10 protein-coding genes are annotated in these 15,144 nt (G+C 32.8%); all 10 read left to right on the forward strand.

Translation table 11 applies throughout. From position 1 onward, the window contains the following. Positions 1–85: 85 nt before the first annotated feature. The 10 genes from PQF96_RS01435 (at position 86) to PQF96_RS01480 (ending at position 14,956) form a co-directional block, all read left to right on the forward strand. Entirely contained in the window at positions 86–802 is a 717-nt protein-coding gene (locus PQF96_RS01435) for a FadR/GntR family transcriptional regulator (protein WP_109436698.1), read from the forward strand. Between the two features lie 245 nt (positions 803–1,047). Next, complete coding sequence (locus PQF96_RS01440) at positions 1,048–3,384, forward strand: polysaccharide lyase 6 family protein (protein WP_271764849.1); 2,337 nt, start codon at positions 1,048–1,050, stop codon at positions 3,382–3,384. 2 nt (positions 3,385–3,386) lie between these two features. Further along, on the forward strand, positions 3,387–5,660 hold the full coding sequence (locus tag PQF96_RS01445; protein WP_333967940.1) for a heparinase II/III domain-containing protein: 2,274 nt from the start codon (positions 3,387–3,389) through the stop codon (positions 5,658–5,660). 24 nt (positions 5,661–5,684) lie between these two features. Next, the gene (locus PQF96_RS01450) at positions 5,685–6,032 is read left to right on the forward strand and encodes a cupin domain-containing protein (protein WP_109436532.1); all 348 of its coding nucleotides are present in this window, start codon (positions 5,685–5,687) and stop codon (positions 6,030–6,032) included. A 475-nt stretch (positions 6,033–6,507) separates the two neighbouring features. Then, positions 6,508–9,633 carry a SusC/RagA family TonB-linked outer membrane protein gene (locus tag PQF96_RS01455; protein WP_271764850.1) on the forward strand — a complete coding sequence of 1,042 codons (3,126 nt, stop codon included), beginning with the start codon at positions 6,508–6,510 and terminating at the stop codon, positions 9,631–9,633. Between the two features lie 19 nt (positions 9,634–9,652). Then, a complete protein-coding gene (locus tag PQF96_RS01460; RefSeq protein ID WP_109436697.1) occupies positions 9,653–11,095 on the forward strand; it encodes a RagB/SusD family nutrient uptake outer membrane protein in 1,443 nt (480 codons plus the stop codon). 18 nt (positions 11,096–11,113) lie between these two features. After that, the gene (locus PQF96_RS01465; protein WP_271764851.1) at positions 11,114–12,118 is read left to right on the forward strand and encodes a PKD domain-containing protein; all 1,005 of its coding nucleotides are present in this window, start codon (positions 11,114–11,116) and stop codon (positions 12,116–12,118) included. A 9-nt stretch (positions 12,119–12,127) separates the two neighbouring features. Next, on the forward strand, positions 12,128–13,024 hold the full coding sequence (locus PQF96_RS01470; RefSeq protein ID WP_109436529.1) for a polysaccharide lyase family 7 protein: 897 nt from the start codon (positions 12,128–12,130) through the stop codon (positions 13,022–13,024). Positions 13,025–13,027: 3 nt separating this feature from the next. After that, positions 13,028–13,996 carry a polysaccharide lyase family 7 protein gene (locus tag PQF96_RS01475; RefSeq protein WP_271764852.1) on the forward strand — a complete coding sequence of 323 codons (969 nt, stop codon included), beginning with the start codon at positions 13,028–13,030 and terminating at the stop codon, positions 13,994–13,996. Between the two features lie 252 nt (positions 13,997–14,248). After that, entirely contained in the window at positions 14,249–14,956 is a 708-nt protein-coding gene (locus tag PQF96_RS01480; RefSeq protein WP_109436527.1) for a FadR/GntR family transcriptional regulator, read from the forward strand. Positions 14,957–15,144: the final 188 nt, after the last annotated feature.

Below are 15,144 nucleotides of genomic sequence, written 5' to 3' on the forward strand. Positions count from 1 at the left end.
TTTAGATTTATATTAATAATTTTAGTGTTACGTTTTTGAAAATATGTTTAAAAACATATTCATCAATCAGCTAATTAAAATTGATATGAAGTTAAATGGACTAGAAAAGATTGAAAAATTACCAGAAGACAAAGAAAATGTCGAAGAGGTAATTATTTCTAAAATCAGGGAACTTATTGTTTCTAAACATTTAGAACCTGGAGACAGGCTTCCCGCAGAAAGAGACCTCGCTGAACGATTTGGTGTAAGCCGTAATCAATTGCGACAAGCTATTCAAAAATTAGAATTTTATGGACTTGTCAAAAAATATCCTCAGAGTGGTACTCGTATTTCAAACATTGGAGTAACCGCATTAAACGGAATGATGTCAGATATCTTGCAACTACAAAATCCTGATTTCAAATCTTTGGTAGAAACCCGAATAATTTTAGAAAAAAACGCAGTACGTCTAGCCGCTACCAGAAGGACAGAATCACAAATTCACCAAATAAAAAAAGCGCATGAAGCGTATAGTGAAAAAGCGATACAAGGACTTGATGCCATAGAAGAAGATCTAATGTTTCATATAAAATTAGCTGAAGCAAGTAATAATAGCGTGATCAATTCTCTAATGCTTATTATAACTCCCGAAATTATTGCTCATTTTGTAAAAAATAAAATATGCGATAAGGAGGAGAATTTTCTTTTGATTAAAGAGCATCAAGCTATAGTAGATGCAATTGAAGAAAAAAATGCGGATAAAGCAGTTGCCAGTTTAAATGACCACTTTAAAGAACTTTATAAGTATTGTAATAAACAGTAGTTCACTCTTATTCATTCAAAAAAACATTAATTGAAGCAGGTTTTTATAAAAACCTAAACTTCATAATATCATCATGTTGTTTATTCATTATTATGTAATAGGCAATTTTATTGGATTTTCTTTAAAGAAAATGTATAGTCTTAAAAGGTTTTTTAAAGATTTCTTTAAAAAATAGAGATACTTTCTTTGAATATTAATTTATATGTTTATTTTTGGTTAACCAAACTGGTAAACCAAATTCATTCATGGAAAGAAAAGTATTTTATCTTATACTTATTTTAATTTCGTTATACTCTTGTAATAATCAAACGAAAAAAGAATACGTTAGCACAATTGAAACTATTGATGCCTTTAACGAAGCGGTTAAAGCTGCACAACCAGGAGATTCTATAATATTAGCTAAAGGCATATGGAAAGATGCCGAACTATTATTCGAAGCTAAAGGAACCAAAGAGTTACCAATTACATTGACGGTAGAAGAAAAAGGAGCTACAACATTTGAAGGAGCTTCTTATTTACGTATCGCAGGAGAACACCTTATAGTTAGTGGCTTAGTATTTAAAAATGGCTTTACCCCTACTTCTGAGGTTATTTCTTTCAAAAAGGACAAAGATAACTTTGCTTCAAATTGTCGATTAACAGAATGTGTAATCGATAATTATAGTAATCCAGAACGAAGAGAACAAGATTATTGGATTGGTATTTATGGAAAAAACAATCGCATTGATCACAACCATATTGAAGGAAAAAGTAACCTTGGAGTTACAATGGCTGTCCGCTTAAATTCAGAACAGTTTATTGAAAACCATCATCAAATTGATCATAATTATTTTGGTCCCAGACAAACTTTAGGGTCAAATGGAGGTGAAACATTAAGAATAGGAACAAGTCACCATTCTTTAAGCAATTCAAATACTATTGTAGAATATAATTATTTTGATCGCTGCAGTGGTGAATTAGAAATAATCTCAAGTAAATCATGTCAAAACACTTATCGCAATAATGTGTTTTTTGAATGCAGAGGAACTTTAACCATGCGTCATGGTAATGAAACCAATGTAAATAATAATGTTTTTATTGGAAATGGTGTTCCAAGCACTGGAGGAATACGTGTAATTAACGGAAAACAAACCGTAGAAAACAACTATGCTATTGGACTCACAGGGTATCGTTTTGGCGGGGCATTGGTGGTTATGAACGGAGTACCAAATTCTCCTTTAAATCGTTATTTTCAGGTTACTGATGCAAAAATCAAAAATAATACATTCATCAACTGTGATTATATTCAATTATGTGCTGGTAGTGATGCAGAGAGAAGCGCAACTCCGATAAACTCAGTCATGGAAAATAACATTTTTTATAATCCAGAAAAGAATGATACATTCACAGTTTATGATGATATTAATGGAATTCGTTTTAACAATAATATCATAAGCCCAAATACAAAACCTATTACTGACAAAGGATTTATTCAACAAAAATTAGAGTTATCAAATAACACTGCCGGATTATTAGTTCCTTCGCAAAAAGACCTTACTGCCGGTGCTGTAATCAAAGGAAAAATCCCTACTAAAGAAAGTACAGGAACTTCCTGGTATCCCAAAATAGATAAAGTAGCAGAGTTTAATTCTGGTAAAAAAATTCAAGTATCCCCTGGGATCAATACACTATTTGATGCCATAAAAAATTCTGCTCCCGGAGACATCATAGAACTTACTTCTCCTAATGAATATTTAGTTACAAAAACCATTGATATCAATCACCCTGTCACAGTAAAATCTGCTTCAGGAAAATCGATAATTACTTTTGAGAAAAAATCACTTTTTGACATTTTAAACGGAGGAAGTCTTCAAGTAAAAGATTTGATCTTTGATGGAAAAGAAGCTCCGGACTATTCTGGTAATTCTGTAATAAGAACAAGTAAATATTCTATGAACAAGAATTACAAATTGATTGTAGATAATTGTGATTTTAAAAACCTAAACATTAATCATTCTTATGATGTAGTAAAGGTTTCTAAAAACACAATGGCAGATATAATTCGAATTGAAAATTCAACTTTTAACAATATATCAGGTAATGTGCTTTCATTAGATAAAGAAATTGGAGAAAACGGAATCTTTAATGCTGAATTTGTAGTCTTAAAAAACAATATCTTCTCTAACATCGACGGGGCAATACTTAATCTTGTAAGAGACGGACGAGATGAGAGTACTTTTGGACCTTTTCTGACCTTCGATCATAATATTGTTGACAATGTAGGTAACGGGAAAAGAAATAAAAACAAGAAAGCTATCTCTTTAATCGGAGTCCAAAATGCTAACATTAAGAATAGCATCTTTAATAATAGTAAAGGAATTCAAATGCATTTGGTCGTAGGTGGACCAATAGCAAAAGTACATCACACAAACTTTTTTAATTCAGAAAAAGTTACTGTTACAGGTGATCAGAAATACGAGGTTAGCTCTATTTGGTCTTTAGATCCAAAATTTGAAAATGACACAACATACAAATTGGAAGAAAATTCAAGTCTTAAAGAAAAAGCAGATGATGGACAAAATCTTGGTGTCATTAATAAATAGGTATGCAAAAATTAATCCCACACTTGTCAATAAGAATTTTACAACAGTTTTTTGTTGTCTTCGCTATCATGTTCTGTTTGCATGGCTATGCTCAAGAACATCCTAATCTTATTTTAACAAAAAAAGGAGTAACCGATATTCGAAAACAATTAGGGCAAATCCCTATTTTTGATCAAACATTAGCTGCCACCAAAAAAGAAGTTGATGCAGAAATCGCTTCAGGTATTCACGTCCCTATTCCCAAAGACATGGCAGGGGGTTATACTCATGACAGGCATAAAAAAAATTGGTTAATACTCCAAAAAGCAAGTATCCTTTATCAGCTTCTTGAAGATGAAAAATATGCTATTTACGTACATGATGTCCTTAAAGCCTATGCAGCAATGTATCCTACACTTCCTCTGCACCCTCAGACAAGATCATATGCTCGAGGGAAAATATTTTGGCAATGTTTAAATGACGCTAATTGGTTGGTCTTTGTAAGTCAGGCTTATGATTGCATCTATACATATTTATCAAAACAAGAACGCGAATATTTAGAGAAAAATTTATTCGTACCATATGCAAATTTCCTTTCAGAAGGGAGTCCTCAATTTTTTAATCGCATCCACAACCATAGTACCTGGGGAAATGTAGCCGTTGGTATGATTGGTCTTGTAATGAATAATGAAAAACTAATTAATAATGCTTTATATGGATTAAAGAGTGACAACATTGATCCTAACCAAAAAGATAACGACGGTGGTTTTATTAAAGCTAAAGGTCAAAAAACAGGGTTTTTAGCGAATTTAGATGAACCCTTTTCTCCAGATGGATATTACACAGAAGGTCCCTATTATCAACGTTATGCTATGTATCCTTTTATGGTATTTGCAGAAGCATTACAAAATGTAAAGCCAGAATTAAAAATTTTCGAATATAAAGATAGTGTATTAATAAAAGCAGTGTATGCATTACTAAATTTAACCAAAACCAATGGTGAATTCTTCCCACTAAATGATGGTCAAAAAGGAATGTCATATTATTCTAGAGAGCTAGTATCCGCAGTAGATATTGCATATCATTTTGGCGGAAACGATGCCTCATTATTAAGTATTGCTAAAAAACAAAACAAAGTTCAATTAGATGACACTGGTCTTGCTGTTGCTTTAGGAATCCAACAAGGAAAAACGACTGAGTTTATAAAAAAATCAATAGAACTCAGAGATGGTTCTGATGGCTCAGAAGGTAGTGTGGGGATTTTACGCTCAAAGGATCAACATTTAGAATTACTCATGAAATATACTGCGCAAGGTCTAAGTCATGGTCATTATGACAAATTATCTTTTTCCTATTACAACAAGGACACAGAAATATTTCAGGATTATGGTCTGGCAAGGTTTGTAAATATTGAACAAAAAAATGGAGGAGGATATCTAAAGGAAAATAAAACATGGGCTAAGCAAACTATTGCTCATAATACTATTATTCAAGATGAAACATCTCACTTTGGAGGTAAATTTGAAATAGGCAGTAAACATCATTCAGAAAAGTATCTTTTTGATAGTTCAAATCCAAAATTACAAGTGGTAAGTGCAAAAGATCAAAACGCCTATCCAGGTACAAAATTACATAGGACTATGATTATGCTGGAGGATGAAGATTTTGAAAAGCCAATACTCATTGATGTTATGCAGTTTGACTCTAACACAATACATCAATTTGATCTACCCTTTTACTACAATGGACAAATTATAGATACAAATTTTGAATATATCACTCCAAGTAGCCTTGAGATATTGGGAAATAAAAATGGATATCAACATTTATGGTTAGAAGGAAAAAAAGAATTTCAAAATGATGAAACCACTCAAGTCACCTGGTTATCAAAAAACACATTTTATACATTATCCACTATAATCAAGGCAAAAGATGAATTTTTATTTGCCAGAATTGGTGCCAATGATCCTAAATTTAATCTACGTAGAGACCCTTCTTTTATTGTAAGAAAACCTAAAACTAAAAACGGAGCTTTTATTAGTGTTATCGAAACGCATGGTCTATATGACCCTGTTACTGAAATAGCAAATAATGCATATAGTAATATTAAAGGAATTACTAAGTTTTCAATTCAAAATGAAAAATACATAGCCTGGGCGATCATTACCAAAAAAGGGAACACACACACCTTTATTTTATGTACTTCTGACACAAATAAAAAGAGCACACATAATTTGAGTCTAAATGGTAAAACCTATACATGGTCTGGCCCCTACTCATATACTAAAGAAAATTAATTTTTACATCTTAATAATTATCAAATGAAAAGTTTTGGATCAAGCAAAGAATTTATCATCGGAAAAGAAATTGAATGGGAAACTGTTGGTGAAGGAGTACAACGCCAAATTATGGGATATGACGACAAGATTATGCTAGTCAATGTAAAATTTGACAAAGGAGGAATTGGTGTTATGCATAAACATTATCATTCTCAAGTTACTTATGTAAAGAGTGGAGAGTTTGAAGTTACCATTGGTAACGAAACCAAAATATTAAAAAGCGGAGATTCTTTTTATATACCTCCAAATGTAATGCACGGTGCGATTTGTTTAGAATCTGGTTTCCTTATTGATGTATTTAGTCCTATACGAGAAGATTTTATGGAGTAAGTGTTATTATTAAATTCGTATTTATCACTTCAAAAAGAGAATATCTCAACCATTTTATATGTCAAATAAAGAATCTCAAAAATTTTAACATTAAATATTGTAATAATTTTTTGTTTAACATTAAAATAACATATATTTGGTAAACCAAATTGGTTTTCCAGTTTGGTTTACCAAAAAACATCAAATCTTTTACTCATTTTCAAATCACAAACAACATGAAACTAATTGATTACTAGAAAACAAAAAAAGGACAGGTGCACACCTATCCTTTTATAAATTACTTCTTTCGGAGGGAAGTAATACTTAACACGCATGCACTTTGTAAATCACATGCTTAACAAAAATACGAAATTTCGTTAACACTGTTATGATATGTGATTAATTAAAAGGGAGAATAAGAAACACTCATTTATTCTTCATTAGGATATCTACATAAGATATCAAACTAAATTGTAAGGAACATAACATAATCAAAATGAATTTTAAAGGTAAATTAACATTTATTGTCCTGATTGTTTTTCAAATTTCTTTGTTTGCACAGGATGGTAATTATACCGTTACAGGAACAGTTACAGATTTAAAAGTACAAACTCCTCTACCCGGGGTGAACATTATTATCAAAGGGACACAAAAAGGAGTTTCAACTGATTTTGACGGTAAATACTCAATCAAAGTCAAAGAAGGAGATATTCTCGAATTCTTATATGTAGGCTTTAAAACAAAAGACGTTGTAATAACTGGACAAACAGTTATAGATATTCAATTAGACGAAGATGCTGCGGAGCTAGAGCAAGTTGTAGTAATTGGATATGGTACCCAGAAGAAATCTTTACTAACCGGAGCAATTTCAAAAGTTGTTAATGAAGATTTGGATCAAATAGCGGTATCCAGGGTAGATGAAGCCTTAATTGGTCAAGTTTCTGGGGTAAACATCAGAAATTCTGAGGGTGAAGCTGGTTCTGCACCCACAATTCGTATACGTGGTATTGGATCAATATCTTCAAATAACGGACCTTTAGTCGTAGTTGATGGTGCTGTTGTTGATTCTGATTTTTTAACCAACATTGATATGAACAACGTAGAATCTTTTGAAGTATTAAAAGATGCTGCGTCTGCTGCCATTTTTGGTTCTAGAGGTTCAAATGGTGTAATTCAAATTACAACTAAACAAGGTAAAGAGGGTAAAGCAAAATTTACGTATAATACCTTTACAGGAATTAAGAAAGGTCGACGAAGTGATGCATATGACATTGATTTTGAAGGCGAACTGGAGCGAGAGAGGCAAATAACAGGTGGACTTTCTTTAGGAAGTCAATTCAGACAATTGATAAATGCCGAAAACGACTGGCAAGACATCGTTATAGACGGAGGTATAATCCAAAGTCATAGTTTTAGCATAAGAGGAGGTACTAAAAAAACAAAATACAATGTTAACTTAAGTTATGTTTCTGATGATGGTGTATTGTTAACAGATAGTTTTGAAAGATACCAAGCACAACTTAAGCTTAGTACAGAAGTAACCGATAAACTAAAGATAGGAGCGAGTTTCTCTCCTTCTTACTCAAAACGAAGACGATTTAGTGCAACTGGTGTTTACGATGTTATAAGACAACCTTCTTGGGTACCTACTCGTTTGGATGAGAGTAACATCGGTTTTGTGAATCGTGTTAGAGATGGAGGTAGATATGCTGATGCACAGATTGGAGACTATGCATTACAAAGAATGTTTGACGATTTCGAATACCCTACTGGAGCAACAAGTATTTTTGATAGTGCTGGTAATTTTCAAGGAGTCCCTGTGGGTAGTGGTGTAGATATTAGTAATACAAGTAATACCAATCCATTGGCAAAATTACTTGAACGTGAACGTTTTGAAAATAGGTATAATTTTTATGGTAACCTATACGCAGATTATAAATTCACAGATGACTTAAGTTTTAAATCAACATTCACTGCTACTTATGAAAACAGAATAAATACAGACTACCGCGGTGTTAATTCATCAAGAAATGGTGCTGCCGCAGCAAACTCCTCATATGATACACGTAGCAGATATGCTTTAATTTCTGATAATATAATAAGCTATAACAAAACAATAGGAAAACATGCGATTAATGCGATTGCTGGTGTTTCTTTAGAAAATAGATTTTTTGAAGAGTCTCAAATAGAGACCAGTGGATTTACTTCAGATTTGATCCCAAATGTTGGTGGAGGTTCTATTATTAATGATGCAACTGCATTTGAGTATGAAAACTTTTTAAATGGTTTCTTAGCCAGAGTTATTTATTCTTATGACGATAAATATTTGTTTAACGCCAGTATTAGACGAGATGGTAGTTCTGTTTTTGGACGAGACGTAAAATACGGTAACTTCCCCGCAGTATCCGCTGGTTGGGTGGTTTCAAACGAACAATTCATGGATAATGCAGACTGGGTTAATCAACTTAAATTCAGAGTTAGTTATGGTATTACAGGTACTAATGCCCTTGATACCGGTTCTTTCTTAACCGACAACTACCCTTCTCTAGCCTTATTAGAAGGATCCAGTGCTGTTGTCGATGGTACTATAACCAATGGCTTCAATCCAGCTAATATTCCTAACGCTTTATTACAATGGGAACAATCAGAAGAAATTAATCCAGGGGTTGACTTTGGTTTCTTTAACAATGCAATTTCTGGTTCATTTGATTACTATAAAAGAACCAGTGATGAATTACTTTTGGATAATCCAGTAGCTGGAACCACAGGGTTTACTTCTGCACTTGTGAATCTTGGTACCGTTGAAAATGAAGGATTTGAAGTAGAATTACGTGCACGATTAGTAAGTACAGAAAAATTCAGATGGGATGCGACCGTAATAGGTTCATTTAATGAAAATACTTTGGTTGATTTTGGTGATTCAAACGGTCAAGTAGTGAATACTAATGACGGTAGTAGATTAGTTGAATGGATCAACTTAGTAGGTCAGCCTATTTCATCTTTCTATGGTTATGTATATGATAGGGATATTGATTTTGAATTTCTAAACGATCCTTTTAGACAAGTAGGTAACAGAACTCAATTCGCCTATGCAAAAGATTTGAACGGTGATGGTTTAATAGACGAAGATGATAAAACTATTTTAGGTGATCCTTATCCAGATGTGGTTTGGAGTCTTAGCAATAATTTTAGATATGGAAATATGGATTTTAGTTTCTTATTTCAAGGTAGTCATGGAGCCAAGACTTATAATTTAGGAGATCAATATGTTTTTGACTTTTTTAATAGTAATACTGTAGATTTTGATAGAGCTAGCACACCTGATCAAGAGTTTTTGGTGCAGCGTATATTTACAGACCAATTGGTGCAGAATGCAGGTTATCTAGCTTTGCGTACGGTAAGTTTGGGATATAATTTTCCTAAAGATGTTACTTCTAAATTGAATTTGACCAGTCTTAGATTGTATGCTACCGGTCAAAACCTATTATTCATCACAGCTGATGATTATACAGGTTGGAACCCAGAACATGTGCGTGAATTAACGCCTTTAACCTTTGGTTATCAAAGAGGGGGTACGCCAATACAACAAACAATAACCTTAGGAGTAAATGTTGAATTTTAACATACCAAAAACAAAAGTTATGAAACTAACAAAAATATATTCATTGTTTTGCCTGACCCTTTTATTTTGGTCATGCGATTTAGATCCAGTGCCAACTTCCGCTGGTATTGTTGATGAGTTTTTTAGAAATGATGATGAAATAACGGCGGGGATCATAAATATCTATGATGCTTTGCAAGGAAGCAACCCTCTCGAAGGTGACGGTGGTTTTAACAACCCACATTTAGCTATTCAAATAGAATATCAAATGGCTGAGACCTTAAGCGATAATTCAAGAACGAAAAGTGGATCCCCACAAGGTTTCGATTTTGAAACCTTTACGGTCACTCCACAAACAGCAGCAGTAACTACATATTACCGAAGTATGTACAGAATTATCTTTTCTGCTAATGTCGTTTTGGAGAACCTAGAAAACGCCTCCAGTGAAAACGCAAACAGGTTTGAAGCAGAAGCACGTTTTTTAAGAGCTTATGCTTATTTTAATTTGGTACGTTTTTATGGTGATGTTCCCTTGGTCGACAGAGTTCTTGAATCTGCTGTGGCAGAAGATATAGAAACTTCTTTTACCAGAGTTGATGAAAATCTAATTTATGATTTAATTATCAGTGATCTTCAGTTTGCTGTAGACAGTGATTTGGATAATAGCTTTAGGACAAGAGCATCAAAAGCTGCAGCTCAAACATTTCTTGCCAAAGTATATCTTACCTTAGGAACTAATTATTTAGAAGCGCAACGCTTGTTGGAAGCTGTAATTGATAGCGGTGACTATAGTCTTGAACCTAATTTCCTTGATATTTTTTATACCGAAGCTAATGAGGAGACAATATTTTCAATTGGTTTTGATGATACTATAGTTGATGATAGTCAAGGTTTTTCTGCAGAATTTTTAGACGCTGTAGGTCGTGGTACAGGTTCAAATTATGCAACAGCTGAACTCGTAGCAGCTTTCAGTACTTTTGGAGGTAATAGAGGACAATTTACTTTTAGAGAAGATCCAGGAAATCCAGGTTTATTCCAAACGGTAAAATACTTACCAATAGCTGACGCAGATGTAGGTGTAACATCCGCCCCTGCTAATCCAAGAATCGCTGGTAATGACTGGATTGTCACACGATATGCAGATGTATTACTACTACATGTTGAAGCTATTCTTGCAGGTGGTCAAGAAACTAGTGCTCCTGCAGCAATTACATCTTTTCAAGCGGTTAGAGAAAGAGCAGGCATAACTGATCCTATCACAAGTATAACCAAGCAAGCATTGATGGACGAAAGACGTGTAGAATTAGCTTTTGAAAATCATCGTTTTTTAGACTTAAAACGTTTTAAAGTAGCGCAAGAAGTCTTATCTGCCTTTTCAGAAGCAAACAGTTTTGACTTTCAAGCTACTGATTTATTGTTACCTATTCCGGGTGCAGAAATTGCTATTAGCCAAGGGGTATTAACACAAAACGATGGGTATTAAAAAATTAAACATAACGTTATGAGAAAAATAGTTTTAAACAACAGATTGATATCAAAAACTAGTATGGCTATGCTTTTAGTTTTTGTAACGGTATTTGTCTCTTGTGATTTTATAGACGAATTACCAGAGGAAAACTCTATTGCAGATGAGACACCACCAAATGCATTCTTTACCTTTACAAATGGTGTAGAAATTGAAACCTTTACACAAGTTACTTTTGCAAACCAATCAAATAATGCAACCAGTTATAACTGGGATTTGGGAGATGGAAATACTTCGACTGAAATAGATCCGCAGAATACCTATCCAGGAGAAGGTTCTTACACAGTTACATTAACCATTACAGATGCATTAAATCAAACTTCTACCTATTCAGAAACAATAGAATTAATTGAACCCGACGTGCCAGCTGTTCCAGATCCAGTATTATTAAATGCTGATTTTGACAGGCTTCCTAAATCTTCAGGTTCTGATTGTACTTGTTCTGGATGGATCAATACAAGCATTGGAGAACAAGGCGAATCCAGCAGCGGTAATGGTTCTGATGTTATCAAGTTTGATAACGCTGAACCTGACCACGCATATCAAGAGTTTGCAGTTACTCCAAATGCCGATTACAGAATTGAAATCCCTTTACGTTTCGAATCAGATCAAGCCGGAAGTTTACCAAGTCAGTTAGAAATAAGAGTTTTGGCAGGAGAAGGTTATGTAAGTAGTTACACACCTACTTACTTCACAGATACCGCCGCAATTCCACAAAATGGTTTTGGATACACGTCTGTAGCTCAAATTGAAGACGCTGATAATAATTTATTAATTGAGGTTATAGATAATCCTAATGATTCTGACTATCGTATTTTTGCTTTCACCTTTAATTCTGGAGCCAATGACAGTGTTGCCCTCTTCATAAGAGGTATTGGTAATTCTGGACCAGAAGATCCTGCCGATTTTGCTATGTATGGATATTCTAGTGGAGATGAAGAAATACGAGTTGATTCTGTTACTATTACAGCTGTTAATTAATTTGTAAAAATGAAAAACATTCAAAAAAACATATTACCTTTTTTAGTAATAGTATTTCTATCTGTTAATGCTACTTGTCAATCTCAGACAAGTAGTATTACAGATTCGAATGTTAAAAAAGAAAAAAAGAAAAAACGCAAAAAGAAATACAAACTCCCAAAGATTGATTTAAGTCATTGGAAAGTGACTTTACCTGTTGGAAAACCAGATGAAGTAAGTCCACCAGAAATATTAGATTATGCAAATAATGACGTCCTTAAAAAGTATATGTATAATGACTCTACTAGTGGAGCCTTAGTTTTCTACGCTTTTCCAGGATCTCAAACCGCAAATACTAAATATTCCAGATCAGAATTACGTGAACAAATGGTGCCTGGAGATAATAGCGTAAACTGGACATTCGAACAAGGAGGAAAAATGCGAGGGCGATTAAAAATGGGGGAAATCTCCCGAGACAAAAACGGAAAATATCATAAAACCATAATCATGCAGATTCATGGTAGACTAACCAATGAACAACGTGATTTAATCGGTCAAAAAGATAATAACGCTCCTCCAATATTAAAAATATATTGGAAAAATGGAAAAGTTAGAGTTAAAACCAAAGTATTAAAAAATCCAAATGCATCAAATACAGAGATTCTAAGAACTGATGCCTGGACAGATGATAAAGGATATACTTTTAAGGAAGAAGTAGGATTTAAAAAATTCACATTAGAAGTAAAAGTTACAAAAGGAAAAATGGTCATCTCGTTAAACGACAACGAATTTGCCGTTTATAAAGATATAAATATCAAGAGATGGGGCGTTTTTGAAAACTATTTTAAAGCCGGAAACTATTTAGGCACTAAAGACAAAAATGGTTTTGCAAAAGTGATGTATTATGAATTAAATGTTAGCCACTAAATCATGAATAAGAAAAAAAACATATCAAAGTACTTCCCAAAAAAATTGATAATTAATAAAATCTGGAGTATACAATTATTATTAGGATTATTTCTTTTAATATCTAATACTAGTTGCCAAAAAGATAATTCAGACACAGAAACTCCTCAAAATGAGACCGTAAGTACTGATGAGAATGATAATACAGATCAAAATAATCCAGTCTCTGATAATTTCAAATTACCAGAAATTGATTTGAATCATTGGAAAGTTACCTTGCCTATAGGAAATCCAACTGAAGTAAAACCACCAGCTATTTTAGCATATGCGACCAATGAAACATTAAAACCTTTTATGTATAATGACTCTATAGATGGATCTTTAGTTTTTTATACATATCCAAGTTCATCTACCGCAAATTCTTCCTATTCAAGAACAGAATTAAGAGAACAAATGGTTCCCGGAAGCAATAACACAAATTGGACATTTGCTCAAGGAGGACGAATGAAAGGTACTTTGGCAATGAATGAAATCACAAAAGATAATGATGGTAAATATCATAGAGCTATCATTATGCAAATTCATGGTAGACTAACAGATGCGCAAAGAGATTTGATAGGAGAAGATGATAATAACGCCCCTCCTATTCTTAAAATATACTGGAATCAAGGAAAAGTTCGTGTAAAAACAAAAATTCTTAAAGATCAAAATGTCTCTGAGACAGAGATCCTAAAAACAGATGCGTGGACAGATGACGAGGGGCATACATTTAAAGAAGAAGTAGGGTTTGAAAAATTCACCCTGGAGGTAAAAGTATCAGAAGGAAGAATGGAAATTATACTTAATGAAAATGAGACTGTGGTATATGATGATATAAATATCCAAAAATGGGGAATTTTTGAAAATTATTTTAAAGCAGGAAATTATTTAATAACCAGAGATGAAGGATCTAATGCAAAAGTTAAATATTATAACCTTGAAGTATTTCATTAAATAATAATAATAAATACGTGATCCCTATCTATTATAAACCAAAAAAAATAAAAATTTAGATTTGAATTAGTATTGTTTTAGGATTTTGTTAGCCCTATATTGTATAGGGTTGACAGACTCCAGTAGTACCAAAAAAGACTATTCTAAATAATTAATTCATGTCTCTTTGATATATTTTTATTATACCGAATAATTTCATAAATTTGGCAAACCAATCTGGTTAACCAATTTTATCTAATACACATTTTAACTATGAAATTAGAAATACTAACAAAGAATGAGAACGAGGAAATCCAAAAGAAAATCATTTCTGATATAAGGGATTTGATTAATCATAAAAATTTGGAACCTGGAGATAAATTACCTTCAGAAAGAACCTTATCTGAAAAATTTGAAGTTAGTAGAAGTAACATTCGAGAAGCGATTCAAAAGTTAGAATTTTATGGTTTATTAAAATCTATACCACAAAGTGGAACTTTTGTCGCTAATATTGGAGTTATTGCCATGAATGGTATGATCGAAGATATTCTAAGATTAGATGATCCAGAATTTAAATCCTTAGTTGAAACACGTATTTTATTAGAATTAAAAACAGCAAGGTTGGCGGCTATCCGAAGAACAGATGATGATTTAAAGCTCTTAAAAGAAGCATTAGATGCATATTCTAATAAAGTACTCAAAGGCGAAGATGCCGTTCAGGAAGATTTATTATTTCACTTAGCAATTGCTCGAGCAAGTAGAAATAGTACCATGAATACTTTTATGTTAATCATTACTCCAGAGATCATTACCAATTTTGAAAAGTATCATGTATGTGATACAAATCAGGCTTTTTCAGGAATTCAAGAACACACAGATATTTATGAAGCTATTAAAAACCAAGATCCAAAATTAGCTAAAGAAAACATGAAAAAACACTTTAAGATATTATACCAATATTGTTATAATCTCAAAGACTAAATTTAAAATTAAGAACACAGAAGATAAAAGTGCACAATTTTATCTTCTTATAAAAATATTAGGAGGGAATCTTACTTAAACCATTTTACTACAAGTTTTTATAAGTACATAATATACTTACACCACTTCAAGATTTTGATGACTTTCAGTAAATGAAACGAGGATTAGTTTGCATTAATGTTTTTTAA

Source organism: Aquimarina algiphila (assembly GCF_947494415.1).
Classification (GTDB): Bacteria; Bacteroidota; Bacteroidia; order Flavobacteriales; family Flavobacteriaceae; genus Aquimarina; species Aquimarina algiphila.

Coding starts and splice junctions, on each gene's coding strand:
- PQF96_RS01480 (WP_109436527.1), top strand. CDS start 14,249: ATGAAATTAGAAATACTAACAAAGAATGAGAACGAGGAAATCCAAAAG.
- PQF96_RS01460 (WP_109436697.1), top strand. CDS start 9,653: ATGAAACTAACAAAAATATATTCATTGTTTTGCCTGACCCTTTTATTT.
- PQF96_RS01440 (WP_271764849.1), top strand. CDS start 1,048: ATGGAAAGAAAAGTATTTTATCTTATACTTATTTTAATTTCGTTATAC.
- PQF96_RS01455 (WP_271764850.1), top strand. CDS start 6,508: ATGAATTTTAAAGGTAAATTAACATTTATTGTCCTGATTGTTTTTCAA.
- PQF96_RS01475 (WP_271764852.1), top strand. CDS start 13,028: ATGAATAAGAAAAAAAACATATCAAAGTACTTCCCAAAAAAATTGATA.
- PQF96_RS01445 (WP_333967940.1), top strand. CDS start 3,387: ATGCAAAAATTAATCCCACACTTGTCAATAAGAATTTTACAACAGTTT.
- PQF96_RS01470 (WP_109436529.1), top strand. CDS start 12,128: ATGAAAAACATTCAAAAAAACATATTACCTTTTTTAGTAATAGTATTT.
- PQF96_RS01465 (WP_271764851.1), top strand. CDS start 11,114: ATGAGAAAAATAGTTTTAAACAACAGATTGATATCAAAAACTAGTATG.
- PQF96_RS01450 (WP_109436532.1), top strand. CDS start 5,685: ATGAAAAGTTTTGGATCAAGCAAAGAATTTATCATCGGAAAAGAAATT.
- PQF96_RS01435 (WP_109436698.1), top strand. CDS start 86: ATGAAGTTAAATGGACTAGAAAAGATTGAAAAATTACCAGAAGACAAA.